The sequence below is a fragment of the Gloeothece verrucosa PCC 7822 genome (genome assembly GCF_000147335.1).
In the GTDB taxonomy this organism is placed as follows: Bacteria; Cyanobacteriota; Cyanobacteriia; order Cyanobacteriales; family Microcystaceae; genus Gloeothece; species Gloeothece verrucosa.
In genome coordinates, this window is record NC_014501.1 from 2228900 (window position 1) to 2255241 (window position 26342).

The window sequence follows — 26342 nt, forward strand, 5'->3', positions numbered from 1 at the left end:
TTTCGCGATTAAACCCAAATATCTGAGGTAACATCACCTCCAGGATACCGTATTTCATGAGCGCGGGCAGGACCGTTGGGTTCTTGGCCAAAATCAACGCAGAAATTTTCATTAATTTCCATGCCGCCATTTTCTGAATCACAGTCAATCAGAAAAAGAGTAGAACCGGACGATGCTAAATCCGGATAAAATTGGTTATCCCAGCTACTAAACAAAGAGTCAGTGACATACAAGCGTTTACCATCTAAACTCAACTGTAACATCTGAGGCCCCCCGGCAATTTTACGCCCTTTAATGGTTTCTCCTCGACCCAATAACCCGCCACACCAGACTTGTGCAGTTAATTTTGGATGTTTCGGATCGCTGATATCGTATTGACAAATATTGCCATGTAGCCAGTTAGAAAAATAGAGATATTTATCATTCAAAGAAATCAGTAAATCGGTAATCAAAGAAGGTACCGGTATCGGCCATCCTTCAACATTTACTGAAGGAATATCAATAATTTTTTCCACTGTCCAATGACCATTATTTTTCCACCAATGCCAAATATTACTACTTAAAGCCGCGCCCACAAAACCCTCGGTACTATCGGGGTTATGATGAAAACGAACTTCTAGAGGAATTAAACCTTCTTCTCCGAGATCTACACTTTGCAAAATCGAATGAGTTGACCAGTCCCAAAAATGAAGTTTTCTGCCATAATTACCGGCTTTGACATCTTCAAGATCAAACCCAGGATAATAAGTTTTAGGAGCGCCCCATTCACTACTGACCATGATATTATGACGCGGCTGATACCAAAAGTCATAGTTAAAACTCATTCCCTCAGCATTTTTTTCCCAGTGTCCAACAAGATCAAAGTTTTCATCCAGCAACAAAAAACCCCCAGGTCCGTTACCAACGCTATCTCCTAACATAGAAATCATGACTGTACCATTAGCTAAACAATGGACGGTGTGAGGGGCGCTTAAATTCGTTTTGGCTTTGATTTCTTCGGGTTCGATAATTTTATGAATTTTTGGAGCGCGTTGCTCTTGGGTATCAATAATATAAATGCGCGTCGAACGTTGACCCGGAATAATTAAAAAACGTCTCGATTTACTCGCATCTCCATGACAAGAACTACAAGCATTCCAGCCAAAATGATGTAATTCATCACCTATATAAGGCATCTGAAGACGATGAATCACTTGGGAATAAGTCGGCGAGTTGGGATCGACATCTATCGTCGCTAAATAATCGGGTGCTTCTATGGATGTTCCTGTATAGAGAGCCACTGTATAAATAATTTTTTCTCGGTCTGCTTTCATAGCGGCTTCTACAGAAGCATAACCCGGTCCACAGCAGGAGTGATGGTCTTGACTCATAAATACTGATGAACGTAATGATATAAAGTTAATTATATAATGTTGAACACTGGAGCATTATATATAAAAACCTTGTTTATAGGATAAATTTATTACTAGAGTTGATTGACTATTTAATCAAGAAAAATTATTTTAATTAAAAGCTGAATTATCTCTGTTGGTGGCTCGATTAAACGCAGCCGAGCCAAGCACAGCGATCAATTTTTCCCCCTTAAAATGCTTCCTAGTAACTCGGTTATCTTCTATGCCAGAATCCATTTATAAAAAAGCGGCTCTACCAGTCATTATCATTAGCGTGATCATGGTGATCATTTCCTCTGTGCGATGGTTTGACCACAAAAATAAAGTTAATACTGTAATTTTGGCAACAGCGAGTCAAAAGGGGCAATATTACGCCTTTGGAAAAGCTTTATCCAAGGTAGTCAAAAAACATAATCCCAAGATTAACATCGAAGTTATTCCCAGTGAAGGGTCACAGCAAAATGAGCAATGGTTACAGCAGCAAAAAGTGCAATTAGCCCTCCTTCAAAGTAATACCCCTCTGAGTGCCTCTCTTGACGTGGTGAGTTTTTTGTTTCCTGAAGTGTTTCATTTAGTAGTCCGTTCTGATGCGGAAATTAAGCGTGTTAGTGATTTAAAAGGGAAAAGAATAGCTTTGATGCGGCCAGGAAGTGGTTCTTATAGTTTATTTTGGGTATTGAGTCATCATTACGGCTTACAGGCATCAGATTTTACGGCTTTACCGATGTCCTCACAGGAAGCATTTCAAGCCCTAGAAACGGGGAAAGTAGACGCGATGTTTCAGGTGATAGCACTGGGTAACTCACAGATGACCAAACTGCTACGAAATCCCAAAATTAAGCTAGTGCCTATTGATCAGGGAGCCGCCTTACAACTATCAGTACCGGCTCTAGAAAATACCAAAATTCCCAAAGGAGCTTATAACGGGGCAATTCCTATTCCTCAGACAGATTTATCAACAGTTAGTGTCAGGGCGATTTTAGTAAGCCATAATCAAGTTGATTCGAATTTAATCTATGAGATAACTCGCATTTTATACGAATCTCGTAATGAATTAGTCAAAGAAAATGTACAAGCGGCTATGATTGCCGCAGCGAATTCTAACAATCAGATGGGTTTTGCCTTTCACCCTGGGGCACAAGCTTATTTTGATCAAGATCAACCCAGTTTTATCGTTGAATACGCCGAACCCATTAGCTTAGGACTTTCTGTCGTCCTACTCTGTGTGTCAGGATTATTGCAATTGCGGGTGTGGATACAGGGAAAACAAAAAAATCGCGCCGATGTTTACAACTTACAACTAATTGAGTTAATTGAAAAAGTTAATCAGGCAAAAAATATTAAAGAACTAAAAGAAATTCAAAAACAATTATGGGATATCTTTGAAAAAGTCATTGTGGATCTAGATTGTGATCGCATTTCGCCAGAATCGTTTCAATCCTTTACCTTTCCTTGGGATGTTGCCCTAAAGACAATTCATCATCGAGAAACCCTCTTAAGCACAGGAATCACAAATGGCTCTTTTTCTGACTCTCAATTGTCGAAAATTGCAGAAAAAGATAGTTAAGCCCTATAAAGACTGCGTATCAGCTTAAGAGCATTTTTGTTCTTCTTTGGAGAATTTGAAAAGCTTTAAAACCTCAGACAAAGAGTGACTCTTTTCCTCATCAACAAAAAACAGAGGCAACAAAGCCGCTAATCTTACCAGAGTCGATAAAATAAACAAGCCTAGAAAGCCACCCCCAACATGGCTCTGGGCCATAAAACCCCCTACAGTAGTTCCTAAAGCCCCTGTAACACCAGCAACCGCCGCCGCCGTACCAAAATAAAGAGCATAATTTTCCACTCGAACAATGCCCAACTGTAAATTATTGAGGCATAAATCAATGGCAATTCCCGACCCACTCATCAAAATATGTAACAAAGGCAGCCACAGCACCAGGGATAAAGTATCACTCCCCACCCCTAACCACAAAAGCGGGATAAGAGCAACAACAACACCAACTAACAATAAAATCGGACGATTACCAATTCTATCAGCCTGCTTTCCCCACCAGGCCAACACCAGCAAATTCGTAGCCGCCACTAAACTATTGTAAAGCGTTACCGAAGTAACATTGATCTTCAAAGAATCGAGCATATAAATATTAAAAAAAGGATTACTGAGGTTGATTGCAAACATCCAGACGCTAAAATAACACAGGAAGATCAAAAAGTTTTTATCCTGTAATAAATTAACTCCATTCCCATGAGAATCAGCCCCATTTTCATCAATATTTTGTGCTTTTTCCTTAAGCTCTTGCGGGTTCACATCGGTCATAAAATACTGATATCCCGAACTGATCACACCAGCGAAGATGCCCACCATCAAAAAAACGCCATAGCCTTGAATGCTTCCCCCCGGCCAATGGGTGATTCCTAAGCCCATGATCGGAACACAAATCATACCGGTTAAATTGCCTGTGCGATTGCGAAAAGCAAAATACCGCCCCCGTAGCTGTCGCGGGACTAAAGACCCTATCCAACTTAACCAAGAAGCACTGCCAAAAGCCCCTAAAAAATTGCTCAGTAGAACGATCGCCAGCACTAAACGGATGAGAAAATGGGGGTCTGTATGTTGCCAATTGGCCCAGATAATTGCCGCTACCACCACCAGCCAACACAAGCGGGCGGGTAAATAGACCAAAGCATTGTACTTAAATCGGCTCTTGGTTCGGTCTGCTAGATAAGCCCCCAAAGGTTGCAGCAAATTCACGAACATGGGGATTGAAGCTAACATTCCCATTTCAATTGCAGTGGCTTTAAGCTCCACTAAAAAGTTCGTTAATAAAACACCTGCGCTGACGCTGGTAAAAATAGTAGCGTAGACCGCGTCTAAGGTAGAAGCTTCGAGACTGGTTCGTATTTCCTCCTTAGTAATTTTTGAAGAGAAAGTAGTAGTTAGAGCCTTTTCTGTTTCGTTCAGGGTTAGGGATTGTGATAATGTCTCAATCTCCATCAGAGAAGGGGGATGTTCAATGGCGACACAATCATTGTTTTGGATACTCAGATTTAGACCTCCTTTTTATATCTTTTTAAGCATGAAAAACGGCTAGATATAATTATTTTGGCTATATTTTTTTCTTTTAAGCAAGCTGAACAATAATCAAAAAAACATCTATCATGAAAAATTTGATTTTTTAATATTATAAATTTTTCTACCATCAGTGTCGTCAACAAAAATACGGATTCTTGTTTTCTTCGCTAGGATTTTGACGGCTTAGGCATCTATCTATTTAATTAATTTTGCTCATTCGCTAGGTTAATGTTGAGTCTCCTTAAAACTCCATGAGCTTACGGTTGTTTTTCAGGGTTAGCAGCTATTCGCAAACTAGCTAGATTAAATAAAACTTAAATTTATTGCTCTCTAAATTGTTCAGAAAAAAACTATTTTATTAATTATTTCTTGTTTTTAAATTCGATGGGATTACCCAAGCTATATAATAATATGGCGGCTAACGGACAGAAAACCGTTCTCAATTATTGGGATGTGGTTGATAGCAATGGTAAGGTTCATCGCTACTATGATGTGGCAGGGTTTCCTGGCGGTAGTGTGGGATTGCAACCTGTTCCCGAACCCCTGACTTTTCTGGGTGCAGGTGCGGCTCTGAGTTTTGGGAGTTACTTTAAGCAAAAACTCTCACAAAAGCAGAAAAAAACTCGTTAAAAGCTGAAATAATCACGTTTTTCGACTTTTATGCTCTAATAAGTAAGATTTTGGGGGGTTACGCTGTGGCTAACCCACCCTACAATTGAGCTATGAATGTCCGAATTTAAGCGTAAATTCTGAACTCTATAATGAATCAGTCCCTATATCCGTCTCTTTATCAAATTAATACCCGTCTCTGGTTTAATCGCTTATCTCGTGAATTGGGTCACCCGATGACCCTTGATGATATTCCGGATAAAGAACTGGATAGACTAGCCGCATTAGGATTTGAATGGATTTACTTTCTCAGCGTATGGCAAATAGGAGAAGCAGGACGGAACATTTCTCGTACTAAACCCGAATGGTTAGCCGAATATCGCGAAGTTTTACCCGATTTACAAGTAGAAGATATTTGTGGTTCGGGATTTGCTATTACCGGTTATACTCTCAATTCTAAATTAGGAGACTCAAACGCTTTAGGACGATTGCGGGACCGCCTGCATCAACGAGGATTAAAATTGATCTTAGATTTTGTTCCCAATCATACCGCCCTTGATCATCCTTGGGTTGAGGAACATTTAGATTATTATATTGCTGGTACCCCCTCTCAACTGGCCCAAAAGCCCAATAATTATATCAAACTAGATTTATCTGGAGGTTCCGAGATTCTCGCATTCGGTCGAGACCCCTACTTTGATGGATGGCCGGACACGCTACAATTAAACTACGGCAACCCCTCACTCCAAGCCGCCAGAATCGAAGAATTATTACACATAGCCCAATGGTGTGATGGTTTACGTTGTGACATGGCCATGCTCATTTTACCCGATATTTTTCAAAAAACTTGGGGAATTGAGATGGAACCCTTTTGGAGTAAAGCTATCCAAAAAGTGCATCAGCAATATCCCGCATTTGTTTTCATGGCAGAAGTTTATTGGGATATGGAGTGGAGATTACAACAAGAGGGATTTGATTACACCTATGATAAACGACTTTATGACCACCTACGTTATGGAGTCCCTCGTCCTGTTCGAGAGCATTTCTGGGCGAATTTAGATTATCAACCTAAATCCGTGCGATTTTTGGAAAACCATGATGAACCAAGGACCGCAAAAACCTTTGCGCCGGATGTACATCAAGCCGCAGCCATCATCAGTTTTCTTTGTCCGGGTTTGCGCTTCTTGCATCAGGGACAATTAGAAGGTTGGCAGACCAAAGTCACTGTTCACCTCTGTCGAGGTCCAGAAGAAGAAACCGACCCAACTTTAGAAACCTTTTACTCTCAGTTGTTAGCCTGTCTGCGCTTAGATATATTTAGGAATGGAACTTGGCAATTGCTCGAATGCCAACCCGCATGGGAAACTAATTGGACTTGGGATTGTTTTATTGCTTTTGCTTGGACAGCACAAAATGGACAACGGGCGATGGTGGTGGTGAATTATGCGGCTAATCAGAGTCAGTGTTATGTTAAGCTACCTTGGTCAGATCTTGCTGGTAAAAGGTTCGAGTTAAAAGATTTAATGAATCCGGTTAGTTACGATGTCTATGGGGATAATTTACTCTCCACAGGATTCTATTTAGATTTATCAGCTTGGGGCTACCATGTTTTTCAAATTGTAGAGAGTATTTAAGAGTTGACCGAGAAAGGAGAGAAACTAATGACTAATGACTAATGACTAATGACTAATAACTAATAACTAATGACTACTAACTATTCAGTTGCCAGCATTGTATTAACCAGTTTTCTAGCATTTCTCTAGGAGCTAAAAATTGATGGAGAACACTTTGTAGTTGAATAGCGGCATAAGCGTTATCTACCCTCACCCAAAATTTTCCTTCAGGTGTCCAACCACAAGAGATAGCAAGGGACTGTAATCTTTTAAATATTCGACTATTTATTTGAGGAGGAACATCAATTAAAACTTTGGTTTGTGGAGATAGATGTGTCTGATTTAAGGGTGTAAACATTGCAAGCCTCGTAATGATTTCAGGGTTGGCTATTCGTTTTCTTGCTCACCAAGGGAGTTTATTTTCATTATCTACTTATTTATATCGATAACCGATCTAATTTCTTAAAAATGATAGTTTTGATACACTATTCAAGAATTGTAATAAAACTATATTTTTAGCTGGTAAAACAACCTAAAAGTTGTTTTAGTTCGGCGATAGTAAATAAATATTATTTTTGAATTTAAGCAGCTTATTATAATAGAGCGATAGTCATGCGACTAAGGACAGAGTTTTCTAGCTTTAGGTAACAGTAAATAAGTTAGGTATATTACACTAAAATATATATAAATGTATGAGAACCTTTCCTGTTACTAAATAAATCTTCATGGCCGCCAAAGTCAATAAATCAGCTATAGTTTAATTAAAAAAGCTCATAATATAAATATTTAGTGGGATTGAACATTATGACTAAACGGGCACTTTTAATGGTTAACCGCTATGCTCGCAAGGGACAGAAAAGCCTAGCGCAGGCAGTTGATGCTTTAAATGAACTAGATTTTGAGTTAATTACTGTACCCATCAAGAGTTGCCAAGAACTTGCAGAATCAGTTCATAAGTATGGGCCCCACGTAGATACAATAATTGTGGGAGGGGGAGATGGTACCCTTAACTCAGTAGTAGATAGTTTACTGGAACAGCAACTGCCTTTAGGAATATTACCACTAGGTACAGCTAATGATTTAGCCCGTACTCTTTCTATTCCTCTATCTATCCCCGAAGCTTGTAAAGTAATTGCACAAGGCCAAACAAAATTAATTGATCTCGGTTGGGTAAATGGGAAATATTTTTTTAATGTCGCTAGTATGGGACTCAGTGTAGACATTACTGAAAAATTAACCAAGGGAGCAAAACGGCGTTGGGGAATTTTAGCCTATGGATTTACTGCGCTACAGGTACTAAGTCAAACTCGTTCTTTTTCTGCCGAAATTCGTCTCAATGGAGAAAATTTTCCGGTCAAAACTATTCAAATAGCCGTCGGTAACGGGCGTTATTATGGAGGAGGGATGACGATAGCCCAAGAGGCCACTATTGATGACCAAAAACTAGATTTATATAGTCTAGAACTTAAATCTTGGTGGCAAATTTTTCCTTTATTATGGAGTTTTCCTCAAGGACAGCATGGGTTACTGCCTTGGGTACGAACTCTCAGAGGAGAAGAAATCGAGATTAATACTCGTAAATCTCTGTCCATTAATACTGATGGAGAATTGACCGCTTCTACGCCTGCTAAGTTTCGAGTCATTCCTAAAGCCTTGTCGGTTTTTGTGCCAAATATAGCTGAAGCCGCTACGGATTAATGATTTGTCTTTTGGATGAGAGCATGAGTGCTATATAAAAAATTCCCTCCCCAATATAGGGAGGAATGAAGTTAAGCGAATTAAATCCAACGCTGTATCAAATTTTCAACCAATGAGTTTTCTATCTCTATTTTCTGTCTCGAATTAATTTGCGTCAGTCTGAATTCTGACTGTACCAATTGGGAGATTTCCTACCTGTGGATCAATCACTTTACCCGATACTTGATAAAGCCAAATATTGTTCCATTGATCAATATGAACATCTTTCAGCTTTACTGATAACGTCGTTGAGGTTTCTACCGGTTTAGCAAAAGTGACAACGGCTTCTTTCGTTTTAGTGTCGATCAAGGCATGGGTTTCAATTGGTTTACCGAATTCATCCTTAACTTGGATATCTTGAATGTTATCTATTCCATCAGGAAGTGTAATCAAAAGCTGGCTTAATGCTCGTCCTTCGACGCGCAACTTAAAGTAATGATTAGCTCCTTGAACTCTTCCAAGACTTGGGTAAGCTACGCTATTAGTGATGTAAATCCCGTTGTCTGTTGGTAGAGAAATGGAATTGATAGCACTAGCGGCACTTGCTAGAGTCAAAATTCCAGATAACACCGTTAATCCGAGCAGTTGTTTCATTGGTTTTTTTGGGGGTTTAGTCTCGTCCTATTTCTAATAATAACAATATTTAATATAGAGCGATCACAAATGTTATTTATACTTATCAAAAATGTTACAAGATGATGATATTTAACGAGTTTAGCTTTAGGATCAAATAGTTTACATTACAGCTTAAATAGTGATTTACTGAGCATAATTTCTTAGACAATCAAGTAAATATTCACTGATAAATTCTCTTAGCTTCTAAGCTGTAGCAAAAGGCACAAATTTTCCGAAAGACTTTTCAGCTAAAGCGGCTAATTAGGTTGAGGCTTTGAAAATCGAATTAGCAAGAAGTAAAATCCTATAAAAATGACAACGGCAAGCATACCAAAGATTAATGAACCTTCTCCTTCATGCCAGTAGTCAAAGGCATCAAGTTGATCTGATGCAACCAGAATGGCCATAAGAGCAACTCGAACTGCGTTAACGACAAATCCTACAATAACGGCTACAATCGGCACAAAAAGATTGTAAATCCGTCGAAGGGGAAACAAGGTTAGAACGATAGCGGCTATACCTAACAGATAAGCCATTGCTTCTAATCCAGAACAGCCTTTAACAACTGTTACTCCTCCTGTAGGCAAATTAATATGAATTCCTTGGAGGGAAACATCATAATTTAAGCACTCAAGGATAAAAGCGGAAAACTTAGCAGTTATTTCTGATGGATTGGTTAGGGAGGACAAGATTAAACTTGGGATACCCAGGAAAAAGAGGATAATTAATTCTCGCCAATATTGTTTTAATCCCCGAACTCCAGAAGCGATCAAACTTAAACCTAAACCGAACATAAACGGTGAAATTCTTAAATAAGGGTTTAAATCTGTTTTATGGGGTGACAAGGGAAGTTTGAATAGGAGCAAACCAATTATCAATACACCTAGAAGTTTAGATAGGATATGACTTTCTAATTTTAGGCTGTGACGTTTTTCCCAGATTAAAGAGCCAACAACCAATAAAAATAAGCCGCTCATCCCTAAATGAGCAGTGTCTCCTGCTTTCGACAAAAGAGTCATGTAAATAACAACTAAACTTGTTGCTAGGGTTAAAAGCCAAAAGTAAGAAGTTTTGATGAGTTTGACTGGTAAATCGTGATAATTGTTCATGTCTATTGCTTGATTGGATATTTTGAAGGGGATGTAATCAGCCGAACAAGTACAAAATTAGGTTTTCTCTTTGTTTGATTTCTTTCGTTTTGAATACTCTTTTTTGAAAACGGGCAAAGAACCAAGAACTGTTATTGTTCCGAGAATAGTTAAAGGTTCAGGAACTTGTTGATTACCCTGGTTATTGGGTGGATCAGGTATAGGTGGTTGCGGTGGCACGAATGGTAAAGGTACTGGGTCAGGTAATGAGCTTGGTGGCGATGGTTCTGGGTTAGGTAAAGGTACTGGGTCAGGTACTGGGTTTGGCCATGGTAAAGGTTCCGGTTGAGGTTGTCCTCCTCCTTCGTTTTTTATATATAGAGCGTAAGCAGGGGAATTGATTAAGTTACTAAATGAGAATAAAGCAATGATAGTAATGAATAAAGTTTTGATCAGCTTAGTTTTCATGAATTTGTCTAATCTTAAGTAAATGACCTAATAACTCTATAAGCAACCAGAACAATAGAGAAGTTTTGAGATCAATCCCTTTTTCAATAAATTTAAGGGATTAATCTCAGTGTTTATGACCTCAAGTTATGACTTATCTTTGCCTTGCTTTTTTCGTTTGGAATATTCTTTCTTGAGAGTGGGTAAGGAACCTAGGGCTGTTACTGTGCCAAGGATAGTAAGAGGTTCGGGAGTTTTTGTGTTGCCATTACCGTTGTTGTTACCGTTATTGTTGCCGTTGCCGTTGCCGTTGCCGTTGTTCTTACCGTTGTTGTTACCGTTGTTGTTATTATTACTAAATGGGCTACAAATGGTAATTGGACAATTAATTGTAATTGTAGTTCCGCCTCCACTACCTCCACTATTTCCATTCCCTGAATTTCCACTCGTCTGAGTAGTTCCGCCTCCACTACCTCCACTATTTCCATTCCCTGAATTTCCACTCGTCTGAGTAGTTCCGCCTCCACTACCTCCACTATTTCCATTCCCTGAATTTCCACTCGTTTGAGCAGAAGCAGGAGCTTGAGAAACCACGCTAGACGACACAAATAAAATCGTAGAAAGAGCTAACGATTCTAAAAATTTAACTTTCATGAAATAAACCTCAATGTTTTCAGCGTAGCAATTGTGTTGATTACATCATTCGCTATAGCAGCCTTACCCATTTCCCTCAACTAAATTTAAATTAGTCAAAAGAAGATAGGCCGAAAGAGATCGATCTCTCTAACTTTCCCAAAACTGCTATTAAATGTGGTATATTGATCAACAAGATGAATTAAAAAGTGGCTCGTTCATAATTTGTGATCGAGCTTACTTTATTTTTACTGAGAGTTTTTTAAAGAAACTACTCGTGAAACCCCTTAATACAGTAAATTTTCTTAAGAGTCAATGTAATTAAAACATGATTTTTAGCCAAGAAAAGGCAGATTTAATATTTTTTAATATTTTTTCGATGATATATAGCATCAACTATAGCAAAAATTAAACTAGCCTCAGTAAATTCAAAACAATTATTTTTTCTCATAAATTTAGATATAAGTAATTAGTTAGGTTTTGATTAAACATAAAACCGAAAGCGGTGCGTTACGCTTCGCGCTTCACACCCTACGGTTCTACGGTTCGAGATTCTAATTTATATGCGACTATTTTTTATGAATGAGATGTCAAACTATTGACTTTATTAATCAATTCATTAGTAGAAAAACCTTTGGTCAAGAAACCATCAGCCCCTAAGCGCTGTGCTTCTCGGTTCCATTCTTCGGATAGACGAGAAGAAATCACCAGAATTGGCATAGTTACCCCATCATTTCTCAGGCGCTGAATCAGAGTAAACCCATCCATATTCGGCATTTCCAAATCCGTAATCATCAATGCAGGAGTCGGATTATACTGTAACCAGTTCCAAGCCTCCAACCCATCAGCACAAGTTTGTACAGGATGCCCATAAGCGGTTAAAGTAGCTTCAATCCGTCTTCTCATCAAAGCCGCATCATCCACCACCAAAATCATCTGAGTGGTTTCAGTTTCCAACTCGGTAATGGTAGCCGCACCGGCTTTAGAAAGGTTGTATTTCGCGTCTGTGCTGTGCAACGACTCAGCCAGAGTGGCCCCATCAATAACGGGAATTAAAGCCCCATTAATCTGTAAACTCACTCCCAACAACCCCAAAGGAGACACCAACGGAGACGGTAAAGGATTAATTAAAAAGTCCACCTGTTCGCCCAAATCATCCGCCAGTAACCAGATCCCCTCACGGTCCGAACCGGCTCCCACACAAATTCCGATCGCCGTCTCGGAAATAGGATACTGAGAAGAACGACCTAACCAATATTCCAATAAATCTACACCCGGCACGGTAAACGAACCATTCGAGACATTCATAGAATAAGGAAGACTCGGATCTGTGGGTTCTACACTTAAACTACTCCACAAACTAGACCTGATGACGCATTCAACCGGAATGGCAAAAGTCCTATCACTGCGGTGCAGTAAAACACAGGGAACCAACAACCGAGGCGTAGGAAACTGAATCTTAAATTGACTTCCTAACCCCAACTGAGTCTCTAACATCATCTTGCCATTTAAACTATTGACCTGTGTGGCCACCACATCCATTCCCACACCGCGCCCAGATAATTCGCTCACCGTTTCCTTAGAACTAAAACCCGGCTGAGATAAAACCGCCAGCAACCCAGCAGAGGTATCAGTATTGGTCAAAGGTAATCCCGCCGCCTTAGCCTTAAAAGACACTTTATGAGGGTCTATGCCGCTACCATCATCACAAATGCTCAATAAATATTGATTTCCCCGCCTTTGCAGGGTGAGTGTAATGGTACCCTTCTCGGGCTTTCCTTTTTGAACACGCTCAGGGGTATCTTCCAAACCATGATCATAAGCATTACGGATTAAATGTAACAACGCTGGTTCTAAAAGAGACACAATAGCGGCATCCAGTTCAATATCTTCCCCTTTTACGACTAATTGAGCCGGTTTGCCGTAGCGGTTTGTCAAATCTCTAACAATAGCTCTCGCTTTAAAAGCCAATGTTTTAAAAGGAATCACCCGGGTGGCTTCTATACTTTGTTCTAAATTAAGAATATTACGCTCTAAAGATTGAAAACTTTCATTAGTAGTAGTGGTAATTTTGCTCGCTTCAGCGCCAAGCTCAGATAAGCGTAATGAAATTTCTAAAAGTCGATTAATCGTTGTATAACCCTGTCTATATCTTTCTAGAGCAATGCCGCTAGAGTCTCTCGAATTACTCAGGTCATTCATCAAAGCATAATCATCTTGAATTTGCCGAAGCCTCGTAATATAATTAACGCTTTCTCTAGCAATAGAAAATAACTTCATTAATTGACCAGAAAGACTATGATAAAGCCCGCTTGCCATACGAGCAGATAGTAAAACTTCTACTAAATGCTGAGAGGTTTGATTGGCTCGACTTAAGGATACAGGAATTTGAATATTCGCCTCAGTTTCCGGCTGTTTTTGCTCTTTATGAACCACTTCAACCGGAGCCGAGATTGCCTCTACAGGAGTTAGCGGTAAAGTTGGCAAAGCCTCTTTAATCTCATCAACACCGAAATCTAATTCCTCTTGTTCCGGCAGTAAAGAAACAGTTTCTTTTTCTTCTATCGCTTCTATTATCGAGTGGATGTTTTCTAAATCAACGCCTAATAAACTTTCTTCTTGTTTTAACTGTTCTAAACTTTCAACTAGGGAACCTAATCCGTCTAAAGTCTCACTAACTAAAGAAATATCTCCTAAATTTACGGTAAGATCGGGTTCGATTTCCGGAGGCGGTAAAGAGGTTACAGGCAACGTTTCTATATCCAGATCCAAAAGAGAGGAAGGCATTAACGTCTCTATAGCCTCAGTCAACCCTTGTAGATCAAAACTCCCAGGAACTTCAAAATTCATCTCGCTCTCAACGGGCAATATTTCTTCTTTTAAAGCCTCTTCCTCCAGAGATATATCAGTCACAAAATCTAGTGAGGCATCAGTTAATTCATCCTGAACGGGGTTAACTTCTTCTGTTGGTTCAACCGCAACAATTTTTCCACTATTAATAGCACAAGCCTTCAGTTTTTTAAAATATGCAGGCCATTGAGATATCCAAGTGCCAGAATCTTCATTACTCAATAAAACTTTACAGTCTGCTAATAACTGACTCCAGCCGGTAGCTAACTTAATATTTCTGCCAATTTCTCGCAACTGATTCAAAGTTAGCTCGGCAGTTTCAAACAAATTTGCTGGAATAGGTTGTCCTGGCTGTAAATTTTCCACTCCCATTTCCAATTCTAAAACCACCAAATCAAAACCCTGTTGAGCAAATTCCTGATGTATAATTGTTTGAGAATTCCACTCGGGTAAATATTGCTTTTGAATCAGAGAACGTAGTTGTTCTATACGCGACAAGGTGGGAAAAACAGCTTCTTTAGCCGCTTCTCCAGTAGCACTAATAGAAAGGGTACTGGTTAATAGTTCTCCGGCTTCGGTTAAATATTGGCCCAATTGACCATCTTCTAGAGGAGGTGCTACTTCTAAATAACGCAAATCGGCTAACAAATCTTCTAGCGCAATCGCCACATAAAGAATCGCATCAGCCCCAACAGTAACCGCACCACCTTTAATAGTATGAATTGCCCGATAAATTTCTTGAATATCGGTTTTCCAGTTGGGCGGATTTAATTGTAAAACTTTAGTAATATAATTTTCTAGATAAGTTTGAGTATCAACCTCAAACATTTGGCGCAGTTCTTCTTGTAATTGTAATTCAAATAGATCGTCTGTCATATCTGTTCCCCGTTATTAGTTATTAGCCAGTAGTCAGTATGGCACTCTTTTTTTTGCCTATTGTCATTCGTCGTCGTTATTAGTCATTAGTTATAAATTTTGAGAGATTAATCCTAGTTTATTAGCTATTATTTATTAATGATTACTTAATTTTTTTATTCTAGACTAATGACCATTGACTAATGACTAATGACTAATAACTAATGACTAGGTTCTAAAGAACTTCACTCTTTCTAAAAGTTGGTTCGCTAATTGTCCTAGAGTTCCCGATTGATGACGAGTAACAGAAGCAGATTGTTGGGTTTCATTAGCCTTCAAGGCAATATCAGTTACAGCGCTTAAGGTGGTTTGTGCCGCTTCAGTAATAGAACTAGCCGAATTCGCAACTTTTTGCTCAACTTCTAGAAGTTTCTCAGTGACTGATTTAATATTGTCAAAAATCTGAGTAGACTGATTGACTTCTGTGGTAAAGTTATTGACCAACTGGTTAATATCTTGAACATCTTGATTCAACCCAGAAGTGACAATCTTTAATTGGTCGGTACGCTGTTGCAAAACTTGTAAACCTTGGTTAGTTTCTTTCGCCAAACCATTAATTTGATTAGCAATAATTTCAAACTCCTTAACCACCATCGTAAACTGTTCAGGGTCTTGCTGTCCGGCAGCCTTAGAGGCAATAGTAGAAGCATTAAAAGCCAGAACCCTCGTTAAAGCCGCCACCCGTTTTTGGTCTCGCACAAATTCTGAAGCCAATTCCACATAATCTGATAGCGTTTCTGCTCGTTTAATAATCTGTTCCCGTCCCTGCTGCAATGCTCTAATACCCTCACTCATAACCATCATAGAAGATTGCCCCACCCGGACAATTTCTGCGGTTTGCTGCACGGTTTCGCCGTTTTCAAGCACTTGAGCGGCTGTTTCTACTGAAAGCAGGTTAACATTATTCATCAGATTTTCTACGGATAAAACCGACTGACTTTGAGTTTGCGCCCTAGCGGCTGTTTCTACAGCCAAACGTTCTAACTCAGCAGTCCCCAAAGTCACTTGTTGAGCCGTTTCCAACACCTGAACAATAATCCGGGTTAACTCTTCAATTAAACGATTAAGCGTATCAGCCACTAATCCTGTCGCTCGTTCATTAACTTCAGCTTCAACCCCTAGCTGACCTTCTTCGAGGGCAGAAACCACATCCAGAAGATTTCCCACATCTCCTTGTAGCAAGTCATTTTCTTCTTGAATGAGCTTTTCTTTTTGTTGTAGTTCAGTAGTTTTAAATTCTAAATCCTGATTAAGTTTTTGCAGAATCCGTTGAGACTCTTCACGTTCTTTAATATCATTTCTAACCTGAATACCAATCCCTGTCCAAGAGCCAATCAAAATGGGAAAACTAATACCCGCAAAACACAGCGACCAAAATAAGCGATCACTATAAAGTTTAATCTGATGATTCGTTTGCTCGTGAATTTCCGCCAGAGCTTGTTCTAGCCCCTTAGAGTAAATATTTTTTTGAATTTCATATTCTGAACCCATTAACAAACTAAGAGCCAACTTTTGTTGTCCTAAACGCACTGAATCAAAAGCTTGATTCTCTAACTTGACTAATTTGTCATTAGCGTCCTTGGTCTTCTCAGTTTCGTCAGCAAAATCCGGTGCGAGTTTCTCTATATTTGTAATAGTCTGATCCAAAATCGGCTCATTCTTGCGATAGCGATTTTCCCATTGAGTGTCTCCCGTACTAGCGGCCATCCGAGCGGACATGGTGAGAACTTCATCGAGTCGAGCGATTTCGCCGCTAAGAGTCTCAAGTTTAAACTGCTTAGCAATATTATCTTTAAATCCTCGGTAAGCCGACCAAATATTCCAAGCCGAGCCGCCTAGCAAGACTAAACTAACAGCCACCGAGACAGCGATAGTCTCAACCAAATGTTGGCTTATCAAATTGGTCAGTGGATGACGAGTTTTTGTAGGCACTGAATCAGGAGCAGACAAATCTGGGTAACTTGCGGTAATCATAAGCTTCTCTTCTTCTGGCTTTTTTTAAATGAACAATTGAGTGGTAGGATATGAGTTAAAAACCGCCTGGGATGCGGAATTCCCAAAGTGTGACTAAACAGCTTCTTTGGTGACATCAGCCATCAAAAGTGCATCCTCATGGGATGGGGCTTCAGGCAATTGGAAAAATTGAATCGTAGCCAGCATTTGGGCAGACAAATTTTTCATCACCTCTGATTGAACCAAGCTATTTTGAGCCAAAGAAGCCGTAGTTTGGGCTAAACCGGCAATATTTTCCATCGCTTTTACAGTTCTAGCGGTAGCGACCACAATCTGATGATTGGCATCTGTAATGGCATTACCTGCGCCCATAGCCTTTTCTGTGACGACTTCTACCTGTTCAAATAGAGCGTTAGATTCTTGTACCCCTTCTCTAAAACCGCCTACCAAACTTCCCAAATTTTGTACCTCAGCATCCACAGAAGACACAACCGTATGAATTTGTCGAGTGCGTTGTTCTAGGACACTCAAGCCTTCAGAAGAACTAACCGCCAACTGACTGACCTGTTCGGCAATTCCTTCAAACTCTCGAGCTACCCCAACCAAAGCTGTAGAACTCTGTTGTCCTGCGGCTCTAGCCGCCACCAAAGAAGCATTCAGAGCTAAAACTTGGGTTTGTTGAGCAATTTCGCTTTGTTCAGCCACAAACTGATCCGCTAACCCTACGAATTCCCCCAGAGTCTTCATCTGTTGGATAATACGCTCACTTCCACTCTGAAGCACTTCGATCCCTTGTCTTAATTGTGAGATCGCATCGGTTCCACTATTGACGACTTGTTTTAACGTGCTTAAAGAATCCAATGCCAGTTGAACTTGTGCAGAAGAAGCCCCCAAAGCGGTTTGAATATTTTCTGATAATTGCAAAATTTGGCTAACCGAACTCGACTGTACCTCTGCTCCATCGGCTACTTGTTGAGCAATTTGTTCACTCACAGAGGCTTTTTCCGTCACTTGCATCGCAGTGGACAATACCTGTATCAACACCTTAGCCAACTCTTCAATCAAGCGGTTAAAGGTATCACAGACAAGACCCGTTAAGCGGTCATTAACTTCTGCTTGAACGGTTAACTCACCCTGTTCTACGGCCGACACGATATCTAATAAATGAGCAATATCATTTTGTAGCACTTCGTTTTCCTGGCGGGTCGCTTGTTCAGCCGATTCTAGGAGTTGTCCTTTTTCTTCTAAGTCTTGGTTGAGTTCGAGCAAAGCATTTTGAGATTGCAGTAAGCCTTTTTGAGCGGTATCCCGTTCTCGGATATAGGATTTTACTGCCCAAATGACTGCACCCCAAGAGATGAGCAAAGTGGGACCGCTAAAGCCGGTAAAGATTAACGCTAATAGTAAATTCTGCCCATACTCAAGACGTTTTTGTTTAACTTGGGCTTGAATTTTGTTAACAACTCCATCAATCCCTTCTTTATAAATGGCTTTGTTGGTATCGTATTCAGCAGAGAGCAAGACTTGAAGAGCCTGTTGTTGTTTTTGCTCTCGAACTAGGTCAAAAGATTGGCTTTCTAAGGCGATTAATTTTTGGTTAGCTTGGTCGGTTGTGGCAATATCGGCTTTATAATTGGGAGCAAGCTCGATGACTTCTTTAATGGCTTGGTCTAGCGGCTGTACGTTGTCGTTATAGCGTTTTTCCCATTTCGAATTGCCGGTGCTGGCAGCCATCCGGGCGGACATGGTTAGCACTTCATCTAAGTGAACAATCTGATCGCTGAGAGATTGCAGTTCAAACTGTTTAACGATGACGCTGTTGAAATTTTGGTAAGCATTCCTGGTATTCCAGGCAGAGACTCCAAATAAGGCTAAACTTACCGTCGCGGCTCCTCCCAAAAGGACGACTAAGTTTTTATCTACCCAAGCTTTGAGGGGGTTGGGAGGCTTGGATAACGTGTCAGAGACACCTAATTGAGCGGTGGATTCGGTGATACCCATGATTCGTTTCTGTAAAAGTTAGCAGTATAGCAAGAGGCTAGAGGCTCTCATGTAAATCTTTGCTGTTACTCGGTTTTAGTGTTTAAAGCGGCTCTTTTGGGCCAAGGCGGTTGGTATACCATTGCCGAATAAGGCCGACAGATAAGAAAAATGAATGCTTATCAGCAATAGTCTGATGGGGTCGTATATAGACAAGGATTTTAATAATGCTTAGGTTCAGAGCTTATGCTAGGTGGCTTCAACAGCAATGATACAGGCTCCAAAACCTAAGACTAATCAAGTTAGCTTACGCTCAATTGCCAGTGTTGAGGTTGCCACAGTTCTTCGGAGAGGACTAAGGGTTGAAAAAGCCACATTTTTTCTTGATTAACGGTTATGGGTGAGTGATTAGGGAGATTACCAGTCTTTTTTAACTCTGGTGGAATTTGATCACTCCCTTGACTCCCTAGCAATTGATCAACTACTATCCCAATCCCTTTTAAGTTGCCCGTATTTTGACTTAAACGCACAACTTTTAACTTTTCTTTACCTAAACGAGGTTTCCCTAAGAGTAAATGAGACAAAGACACTAAGGGAATGATTTGCCCTCGATGCTGAATACAGCCTAAAATTCCCTGGGGATAAAAGGGCAAGGGCAGTAGTTGTGATGTTTCAATAATAAGAATTTCTGTGACTAAGTTTGAGGGGAAGAACAGGGTCACCTCTTCCAACTTGGCCAAAATAAAACGCTCTTGACCCTGATTTGTCTTGATTGGAGAGGATAAAACAGACATATAATCTTGACTGATGAATTGGTCTATGACTTTAAGCGAGAGGGACTTTTTGCAACACTTCGGTGAGCGTTTCTTTGGTGACCGGTTTGACTAAATATTCGTCGGCTCCGGCTCTTTTAATTCCGTAATTAATTTCTAAAACGGTTTTTTTAGAAGAGCAAAAGATGACATGTTGTTTGGCTGTGGAATCATTAGAACGTAAGGCTCTTAAAAATTTATAGCCATCTTGATTGGGCATAACAATGTCTAAGAAGAGAGCGTTATATTGCCCTTGAGATAGCTTATCGATCACGCCTTCGGTATCGCTACAAACTTCGGTCTCATGACCTAATTCATGTAACAAAGAAGATAATAAATGACGGTCAACATTACTATCATCTACGATCAGAAATTTCATGGTTTTTCCTCTTAATAAAGAATAAGTTTAGGGGGGTTAGACCTCAGTTTCATCAGTAGCATTGCTCAAGTTGGGCAACAGCTTTTTTAAATCGTTTTTAAACTGAGTAATTTCTTCTCGACTACGAGGTTTTGCTAAAAACTGGCAATTAGCCCATTGCGCTCGCCATTGATTGGTCATAGAGTTTTCAGCCGTTAACAAGACTAAAGGAATTGAAGCTAATTCTGATTGACGGCGAATCTGTTTAATTAGATCAAATCCTGACAGTCCAGGCATATTAATATCTACAAAAATCATTGACGCTTTACAACGCAACAATTGCTCAACTGCCACTAGGGGGTTTTGGCAAGTAAGCACTCGATATCCCCAACTACTAACTAAATTTTTAAATTGTTTGATAATTAAGGGTGAATCATCCACAATAAAAATTTCTGGGTTGGCAGTGGGAAGAAGCTCGAGACACACCATCCCATTGCTAACTAGCTTTAAAAAAACTTTAGCAATCTCTAAGGGATCATTCGCCATTTTTTGGGCGATTTCTTCTAAAGTTTTACCACTGGTCACTAATTGTTGAACTTGCTGCTTTTGGGCTTCTGTTAGATTAGCCTGGGCCATAGCCGCAGGGATGAGAATGGGAGTACATTGCATCGTAGGAATGCGGGTTTTGATGATTTCCCACTCGGTTTGTCTTTGTTTGCCGCGAGAAATTAACTCCTCTAATTTAAATCCAGGTAGTTGAGCTTGAAACACTAATTCAGGTTCTGGGATAAATTCTGCAACCCCTGAACAGTTAAATAAAAATAAATCAAAATCGGATAGTAATTGATGATGAATGGCATGAATCACCTGCTCATGGGTGATTATCCCGGCTTTCTGCATTTTTTTAATAATAGTGCCAATTTGCTCTTGCTCTTCTGGAGAAGATTCCTCAATAAGCTGCAAAATTTGTTTTTGAGCTTGAGCCGTTCGCAAGGGAGGCAGAAAACGCTTAAGCAGAGTGAAAAAATTCGACCAACTGAGACGTTCAATCCCAGAATAGACGACTCGGCTTTGAACTAGAGTTAGATACCAAGTTGGATGCTGAAGTCCTTGGTCATTAAAAGTGAGTTGAAATCGCCAGCTACCTGTAGTTACCTGTTGGGCAGTATTGAGTAGTTTTTTCGGTAACTCCTCTAGCTGAAATGAAAAGTTAAGGTTTGTTATTGTGTTCATAAACGAACCTATTCACAGGGGTTTGGAGAATCTTGGCTTCTAGCCTTGGTTTTTTAGTCGATAGCAGAGCTATGAGAAATACACCTCCATTGAGACAACGTGTTTTTTCTTAACTATTAATTCTTGCTCAATAATACAATTTCTTCCTAAAATCCAGTGGGAAGCATCTTAATAGGATAGCGATAAGTGAAAGAAGTCTTTTAACGATTAGTAGCTCCTCATAGTGGAAAGCGTTAATCATGCTTCTACTTAAATCATACCCAAATTATTCATCAATCCTACCAACTTAATTGTTTTTAAAATTTTCTCGGTAAAATCACGAACTTGATGGCTGTGGGGACTGCTGATGGATGACTATGTATGGTAGAATTAACGGATGTTGATAACTTTTAAAAGTATTTCCCCTCGGCTAATCGCTCTTTTTTATCTTCCGATAGCTTAGTAATCTTAATCAGTCAATATGGCAAGGCATTATATTGAGGGTCGGCTTTCTCATGATGTTGTGGAATTTGAACCCAATGGTTCTGCCGCAACATTTACTGTCTATGTACAAAACTTAAGTGAAGAGTTTGCCTCGTTTCGAGTAGAATTATTTGCTCCCGGTTGTGATCCCAATTTAGGTCATCGCTGGTACAAACTTTATCCGGAAGTTTCTACGAAAAAACCCCCAGGAGATACGACTGATTTTGTGGTCACCATTAGCGAAACTCCTATCCCAGGCGCAGAAATCATTAATATAACCGTACAAATTTCTTCAAACGAGTTTCGGGATATTCAAAGACTTCCCCTACGTCTAAAAGTTAAACCGGGTTCAGGACCGACTCGTTTACAAGTAAATTTACCGATCCGTCATTTCTTGGTTTATCCTCGTCAAGTTATCCAAATACCTGTTCAAGTTTTTAATCCTAATCAAAGCAACGTGGATGTTGTTTTATATTTTTCAGGATTAAATGCTAATTGGCTCTATGAAGGTGACCAACGTAGAATTTTAATTGGAGCCGGACAAACCGGAGAAACAAATTTCTCTTGTCAACCGCCGATTGCTCTCCAAGCTCCCAGTGGAAAATATCCTTTTAAAGTAGAAGCTTATCTATTTAGTAATGTAGCCGGCTCTGATAGCGGCGTTTTAGAAGTGGTGCCGGTGGGAACGATTATGTTTACTTGTTCCCCAAAACATTGTTGGATTCCGTCTCAAAAATATTGGTTTCCCAGCTTAAAATCTGAGCCAGGGATTTTTCAGCTTCAGTTTAAAAATGTCAGTAATTTAGCACAAGGTATTGCAGTTCAAGTTCAAGGAAAAGATGTTAAACGATGTGATTGTGAAGTAACGCCCCCGCAGATCAGTATAAATACGGGGGAAACCCATCAGATGACTTTTAAAGCCAGTAAAAAAAGGCCTTGGCTCGGATTAACCCAAAAATTTCAGTTTCAGTTAATCACCGCACTCTACGATCAACGCTTAGGTAAAACTGATCCTCCCACAGAAACAGTAGAGCTATATTTACAGCCAATTTTACCCGTTTGGTTACAATTATTAGCGGCTTTATTATTATTGGCTTTATTGTTATTACTACTTCCCAGGGAGTCTCATACAGGCCCAGTCAATGCAGTTCAATTTAGTGGGGTCATTAACCCTATCTTAAGCGGTTCAGACGATCAAACGGTTCGCGCTTGGTTGGCCACTCCGGATAATCTATTGTGTCGCGGGTTGGGATGGCAGCGATATTGTGTGCAACCTCGGGGAATTTTAGTGGATAGAATCACCGATGGAACCGATAAAAAAAGTGTACAGGTGTTGCAATTTCGTTCAGAAAAAACCGATCAGGTGGCGGTAGGGTTGGAAAATGGGGAAATTTTACTCTGGGATGTGCTAAAAAAAGAAAAAATTCGCTTGTTTTCTCAACAAAAATCTGACCGAGTTTTTGCCCTAGTTTTTACCAAAGATTCTCAATATCTATTTAGTGGGCATGGTTTAAGCTTACGCCTGTGGAAGTTAAACGGCGATCAAGTGACCCCTTTGGCAGAAAAACAGTTAGGTTTTGCCATCTATACCTTATCGTTAAGTAAAGATGAACGACAATTAATTGTTGCCGGCCGTTATAATCGAATTTTAATCGGAGACTGGAGGGTGCGCGATCAATTACCGCAATTTCAAAGCCTTGAATATCCCTCGGGTTCTCAAAATGATTATATATATAGTATTGCTGTGGCCAATAATCTTTTAGCCACTGCTGATAACCAAGGCTATATTAGATTATGGGACCTAAAAAACTGCTCCAACAAAGGCCCTGAACTACTCAATTGTCCGTTACTCGATGAATGGCAAATGAAGTATTCTAACGGAGAACCCATGCCTGTACGTTCAATAAAATTGAGTGAGGGGGTCGGTACTAACGCGCGGGGGGACGCTAATGAAGATGGCGGCTATCTAATTGCTGCCGGGGATGATGGTAAAATTGTCTTATGGCCGTTAACGCCGAGTGGTTCTAGACAGCCGCAATTCATTGAAGGCAAACTCATCGCTAACTATAATCAAGGAATTAACAGCATTGATGTAAAAATAGAACGCCAGCGCTTACTGATTCTGAGTGGCAGCGATGATAATCAAGTAAGGTTAAATGTTTATCCCCTAAATTAGGAACTAAGAAGTAGAAAATAGGCAATAGGGAACAGGAAACAGGGAACCCATGACTAATACTAATGAGCGCTTTTCAAGAGTGCCCCTCATGACTAATGACTAATGAATAATGACTAATTTTGAACCCTTTGCTGTTATTATCAATCCACCGCCATCGAGTGTCCTGCAAATTTATCCAGGACAGACAAGCGAATTAAGTATAGTAGTCAATAATCAGGACCAAGACTCTCAAGGGATAGTTGTTGAAGTATATTTGGATATACCAGAACGTTTACGTCCTTGGTGTAACGTTAGTCGTACCAGTTTTAATTTAGATGGGGGTAGAAGTCAATCAGTAGAGTTTATTTGGCAAATTCCCACAGAAGCCATTCCTAATCGTTATCGCTATGATTTAGTTGTAGACTCTCCTAGCTTAAGAGCGCCGTTACTGTATACTCTAGAGCTAGAAGTTCTAACTCCTATTCAAACGCCAGTTACTAGCAAAGACCCCACTTTAAGGATTGAACCTCAAACCTCTTCTACTAATCCCATAGAATTAAAAACAAAACCCTTAATCATTCAGGCCTTAGTACATAATCGTTCTAATTTGGTGGATGATTTTCGGCTTACCTGTCCCGATTTAGATGACACTTGGTACACGGTACGTTATCCCGAAGGTATTCAACAACAGGGGTTAATTTCAGGGGGAAATAAATTAAGCTTAAACCCCAATACACAAGGACAGATTACCCTATTACTTCATCCTCCTGAAAATACGATTTCTGGTCATTATCGTCCTACAATTCGCCTTCATTCTACTGTCAAGCCAGATTTATTGTTACAAGATATTTTTTATCTTTATATTCCTCCTATTTATCAAATCAACTTTCAGATTCAGACTATTCGAGAAAAAATTAAGCAACAAGCAGCCCTTTATCAAGTAGTAGCCATTAATGAAGGAAACACGATTCGAGAAATTAAGTTTAAACCTGGAAGCGACGATGAAGCCGAAATTTGCCAATACCAAATAGACACTTCTCGTTTAAAAATTCCTCCTGGAAAAACCATAGCAGTAGGCTTAAAAGTTAAGCCGACAAAACGTGCGGGCCGTCCTCTTTTTGGTGCGCCTAAACCGATTAATTTTAAACTGGATGTAGAAGATTTACATCAATTTCCTTTGCCGGCTTATTTACCCCTAAAAAGCCTGCTATTGCTGGAAGCCCGCCCAATATGGCAACTATTACTATTACTTTTAAGTGGTGTCATCACCCTTAGCGGCTTGGCTTTCTTGATTTGGTGGCTATTTTTTAAACCGCCTATTTTACCCGAAATTGTTTCATTAGAACCCACCGAAAAATCTTATAAATTTGGACAAGAAATTAAACTCAACTTAGATATTAGTAATCCTCAACGATTAAAAAAAATTAGTTTGGTGGGAAAAAATCCTCAAGGAGGACAAGTTATAGAACCATTAATATTTACCATCGAACAATTGCAAAAAGATGCTAGATGTCAATTGCTTTCTTCTCAAGAAGAACATCTAAGCTGTAAGAATATTTCCACAGGTGCTAAAGAACCAAATAGTTATATATTTAATTTAACTGTCTGGGGTCAAAAAAGATGGAGAGTAGAAGAAGTCGATAAACAAGATTCTCCTGTCATCACCCTTGCACCCCCTCCGACCCCGACTATTAGTAATGTTGGCTCTCCTAAAAATCAATATGTATTACCTGCAAAAGTTGATTTAAAATTTGACATTTCCGAGCCGCAAGAACTTGAAAGAGTTGATTTGATTCAAAATGGAGTGGTTTTTGCTAGTATTATTCCCAGCGATCTTAGTAAAGTTTGCAAAAAAGCCGAAGAAAATACGCTGAATTGTTATATACAAATTCCCAATTTAGAGCCAGGAAATTATATTCTTTCTGTGGATGCTGTTCCTAAAAATTCTCGTTATGTCAAACCTCAAGGACCTGTGGATGCTAAAACGCAGGTAATAGTACAAGCACAAAAAATCCCGCTAAAAATCAACGTATTTACACTAAATAATAAATCTAGCTCCCCGATCATACTTAAACCGAATCAAAATATCAACGTGATTTGGGATGCTACTGGGAAAAACGTTAAAGTTACCATCTCAGTATTGGGAACACCCGTTGCGGAAGACCTTCCAGGCAAAGGTAAGCATCTAGTTTTATATGAACAATTACCCATCAATGAATTGCCAGTAGATCAACTTGTTCCCGTTCAATTAATGGTTACAGATGCTGATGGTGCCACAAAAAATAAAACGCTATTGGTTAAAATGGATTTACCCAAACCTTCTCCTACACCTTCACCTTCTACTCAAAAGCCTTCGCCTTCATCCTCGCCATCTTCAAATCTGAAAATATGGTAATCAATTTAGGAAATAGGCAA

At 39.7% G+C, this 26342-nt stretch carries 19 protein-coding genes; 6 read left to right on the forward strand and 13 right to left on the reverse strand.

Annotated features, from left to right (window positions below; genetic code table 11):
• Positions 1 to 8: 8 nt before the first annotated feature.
• On the reverse strand, positions 9 to 1370 hold the full coding sequence (locus CYAN7822_RS09835) for a selenium-binding family protein (protein ID WP_013322104.1): 1362 nt from the start codon (positions 1368 to 1370) through the stop codon (positions 9 to 11).
• A gap of 244 nt (positions 1371 to 1614) precedes the next feature.
• Here CYAN7822_RS09835 and CYAN7822_RS09840 point away from each other — a divergent pair, with 244 nt between their 5' ends.
• The gene (locus CYAN7822_RS09840; protein ID WP_013322105.1) at positions 1615 to 2958 is read left to right on the forward strand and encodes a TAXI family TRAP transporter solute-binding subunit; all 1344 of its coding nucleotides are present in this window, start codon (positions 1615 to 1617) and stop codon (positions 2956 to 2958) included.
• Between the two features lie 24 nt (positions 2959 to 2982).
• Here the strand turns inward: CYAN7822_RS09840 and CYAN7822_RS09845 are convergent, their stop codons facing one another.
• A complete protein-coding gene (locus tag CYAN7822_RS09845; protein ID WP_013322106.1) occupies positions 2983 to 4389 on the reverse strand; it encodes an MFS transporter in 1407 nt (468 codons plus the stop codon).
• 462 nt (positions 4390 to 4851) lie between these two features.
• On the opposite strand from CYAN7822_RS09845, the gene CYAN7822_RS09850 reads away from it, so the two are divergent.
• Together CYAN7822_RS09850 and CYAN7822_RS09855 are read left to right on the forward strand one after the other, a co-directional pair.
• Positions 4852 to 5097, forward strand: a complete 246-nt coding sequence (locus CYAN7822_RS09850; RefSeq protein ID WP_013322107.1) for a PEP-CTERM sorting domain-containing protein — start codon at positions 4852 to 4854, stop codon at positions 5095 to 5097.
• 131 nt (positions 5098 to 5228) lie between these two features.
• Complete coding sequence (locus tag CYAN7822_RS09855; RefSeq protein ID WP_013322108.1) at positions 5229 to 6710, forward strand: alpha-amylase family glycosyl hydrolase; 1482 nt, start codon at positions 5229 to 5231, stop codon at positions 6708 to 6710.
• A 76-nt stretch (positions 6711 to 6786) separates the two neighbouring features.
• Here CYAN7822_RS09855 and CYAN7822_RS09860 read toward each other — a convergent pair whose 3' ends face one another.
• Positions 6787 to 7047, reverse strand: a complete 261-nt coding sequence (locus tag CYAN7822_RS09860) for an Asr1405/Asl0597 family protein (protein WP_013322109.1) — start codon at positions 7045 to 7047, stop codon at positions 6787 to 6789.
• A gap of 446 nt (positions 7048 to 7493) precedes the next feature.
• Here CYAN7822_RS09860 and CYAN7822_RS09865 point away from each other — a divergent pair, with 446 nt between their 5' ends.
• On the forward strand, positions 7494 to 8387 hold the full coding sequence (locus CYAN7822_RS09865; protein WP_013322110.1) for a lipid kinase: 894 nt from the start codon (positions 7494 to 7496) through the stop codon (positions 8385 to 8387).
• Positions 8388 to 8531: 144 nt separating this feature from the next.
• Here the strand turns inward: CYAN7822_RS09865 and CYAN7822_RS09870 are convergent, their stop codons facing one another.
• The 10 genes from CYAN7822_RS09870 to CYAN7822_RS09915 form a co-directional block, all read right to left on the reverse strand.
• Positions 8532 to 9020, reverse strand: coding sequence for a DUF2808 domain-containing protein (locus CYAN7822_RS09870; RefSeq protein ID WP_013322111.1), 489 nt, complete (start codon positions 9018 to 9020; stop codon positions 8532 to 8534).
• A 278-nt stretch (positions 9021 to 9298) separates the two neighbouring features.
• Positions 9299 to 10150: a cyanoexosortase A gene (gene crtA / locus CYAN7822_RS09875; protein WP_013322112.1), complete on the reverse strand. Its 852-nt coding sequence runs from the start codon at positions 10148 to 10150 to the stop codon at positions 9299 to 9301.
• A gap of 57 nt (positions 10151 to 10207) precedes the next feature.
• Positions 10208 to 10597, reverse strand: a complete 390-nt coding sequence (locus CYAN7822_RS35275; RefSeq protein ID WP_013322113.1) for a PEP-CTERM sorting domain-containing protein — start codon at positions 10595 to 10597, stop codon at positions 10208 to 10210.
• Between the two features lie 126 nt (positions 10598 to 10723).
• Entirely contained in the window at positions 10724 to 11230 is a 507-nt protein-coding gene (locus CYAN7822_RS09885; RefSeq protein WP_013322114.1) for a PEP-CTERM sorting domain-containing protein, read from the reverse strand.
• 555 nt (positions 11231 to 11785) lie between these two features.
• Positions 11786 to 14935, reverse strand: coding sequence for a response regulator (locus tag CYAN7822_RS09890; protein ID WP_013322115.1), 3150 nt, complete (start codon positions 14933 to 14935; stop codon positions 11786 to 11788).
• A 207-nt stretch (positions 14936 to 15142) separates the two neighbouring features.
• Positions 15143 to 16948 carry a methyl-accepting chemotaxis protein gene (locus tag CYAN7822_RS09895; protein WP_013322116.1) on the reverse strand — a complete coding sequence of 602 codons (1806 nt, stop codon included), beginning with the start codon at positions 16946 to 16948 and terminating at the stop codon, positions 15143 to 15145.
• Between the two features lie 93 nt (positions 16949 to 17041).
• Positions 17042 to 18928, reverse strand: a complete 1887-nt coding sequence (locus CYAN7822_RS09900; RefSeq protein ID WP_013322117.1) for a methyl-accepting chemotaxis protein — start codon at positions 18926 to 18928, stop codon at positions 17042 to 17044.
• Positions 18929 to 19209: 281 nt separating this feature from the next.
• Positions 19210 to 19701, reverse strand: a complete 492-nt coding sequence (locus tag CYAN7822_RS09905; RefSeq protein WP_013322118.1) for a chemotaxis protein CheW — start codon at positions 19699 to 19701, stop codon at positions 19210 to 19212.
• A gap of 31 nt (positions 19702 to 19732) precedes the next feature.
• Positions 19733 to 20098, reverse strand: coding sequence for a response regulator (locus CYAN7822_RS09910; RefSeq protein ID WP_013322119.1), 366 nt, complete (start codon positions 20096 to 20098; stop codon positions 19733 to 19735).
• Between the two features lie 36 nt (positions 20099 to 20134).
• Positions 20135 to 21310 (reverse strand): response regulator, encoded by a 1176-nt coding sequence (locus tag CYAN7822_RS09915; protein ID WP_013322120.1) that lies wholly within the window; start codon positions 21308 to 21310, stop codon positions 20135 to 20137.
• A gap of 460 nt (positions 21311 to 21770) precedes the next feature.
• Here CYAN7822_RS09915 and CYAN7822_RS09920 point away from each other — a divergent pair, with 460 nt between their 5' ends.
• Together CYAN7822_RS09920 and CYAN7822_RS09925 are read left to right on the forward strand one after the other, a co-directional pair.
• Positions 21771 to 23948: a WD40 repeat domain-containing protein gene (locus tag CYAN7822_RS09920; protein WP_013322121.1), complete on the forward strand. Its 2178-nt coding sequence runs from the start codon at positions 21771 to 21773 to the stop codon at positions 23946 to 23948.
• Positions 23949 to 24057: 109 nt separating this feature from the next.
• A complete protein-coding gene (locus CYAN7822_RS09925) occupies positions 24058 to 26322 on the forward strand; it encodes a COG1470 family protein (protein WP_013322122.1) in 2265 nt (754 codons plus the stop codon).
• Positions 26323 to 26342: the final 20 nt, after the last annotated feature.

Coding starts and splice junctions, on each gene's coding strand:
- crtA (WP_013322112.1), bottom strand. CDS start 10,150: ATGAACAATTATCACGATTTACCAGTCAAACTCATCAAAACTTCTTAC.
- CYAN7822_RS35275 (WP_013322113.1), bottom strand. CDS start 10,597: ATGAAAACTAAGCTGATCAAAACTTTATTCATTACTATCATTGCTTTA.
- CYAN7822_RS09890 (WP_013322115.1), bottom strand. CDS start 14,935: ATGACAGACGATCTATTTGAATTACAATTACAAGAAGAACTGCGCCAA.
- CYAN7822_RS09905 (WP_013322118.1), bottom strand. CDS start 19,701: ATGTCTGTTTTATCCTCTCCAATCAAGACAAATCAGGGTCAAGAGCGT.
- CYAN7822_RS09885 (WP_013322114.1), bottom strand. CDS start 11,230: ATGAAAGTTAAATTTTTAGAATCGTTAGCTCTTTCTACGATTTTATTT.
- CYAN7822_RS09850 (WP_013322107.1), top strand. CDS start 4,852: ATGGGATTACCCAAGCTATATAATAATATGGCGGCTAACGGACAGAAA.
- CYAN7822_RS09835 (WP_013322104.1), bottom strand. CDS start 1,370: ATGAGTCAAGACCATCACTCCTGCTGTGGACCGGGTTATGCTTCTGTA.
- CYAN7822_RS09910 (WP_013322119.1), bottom strand. CDS start 20,098: ATGAAATTTCTGATCGTAGATGATAGTAATGTTGACCGTCATTTATTA.
- CYAN7822_RS09900 (WP_013322117.1), bottom strand. CDS start 18,928: ATGGGTATCACCGAATCCACCGCTCAATTAGGTGTCTCTGACACGTTA.
- CYAN7822_RS09920 (WP_013322121.1), top strand. CDS start 21,771: ATGGCAAGGCATTATATTGAGGGTCGGCTTTCTCATGATGTTGTGGAA.
- CYAN7822_RS09865 (WP_013322110.1), top strand. CDS start 7,494: ATGACTAAACGGGCACTTTTAATGGTTAACCGCTATGCTCGCAAGGGA.
- CYAN7822_RS09870 (WP_013322111.1), bottom strand. CDS start 9,020: ATGAAACAACTGCTCGGATTAACGGTGTTATCTGGAATTTTGACTCTA.
- CYAN7822_RS09860 (WP_013322109.1), bottom strand. CDS start 7,047: ATGTTTACACCCTTAAATCAGACACATCTATCTCCACAAACCAAAGTT.
- CYAN7822_RS09845 (WP_013322106.1), bottom strand. CDS start 4,389: ATGGAGATTGAGACATTATCACAATCCCTAACCCTGAACGAAACAGAA.
- CYAN7822_RS09840 (WP_013322105.1), top strand. CDS start 1,615: ATGCCAGAATCCATTTATAAAAAAGCGGCTCTACCAGTCATTATCATT.
- CYAN7822_RS09925 (WP_013322122.1), top strand. CDS start 24,058: ATGACTAATTTTGAACCCTTTGCTGTTATTATCAATCCACCGCCATCG.
- CYAN7822_RS09915 (WP_013322120.1), bottom strand. CDS start 21,310: ATGAACACAATAACAAACCTTAACTTTTCATTTCAGCTAGAGGAGTTA.
- CYAN7822_RS09895 (WP_013322116.1), bottom strand. CDS start 16,948: ATGATTACCGCAAGTTACCCAGATTTGTCTGCTCCTGATTCAGTGCCT.
- CYAN7822_RS09855 (WP_013322108.1), top strand. CDS start 5,229: ATGAATCAGTCCCTATATCCGTCTCTTTATCAAATTAATACCCGTCTC.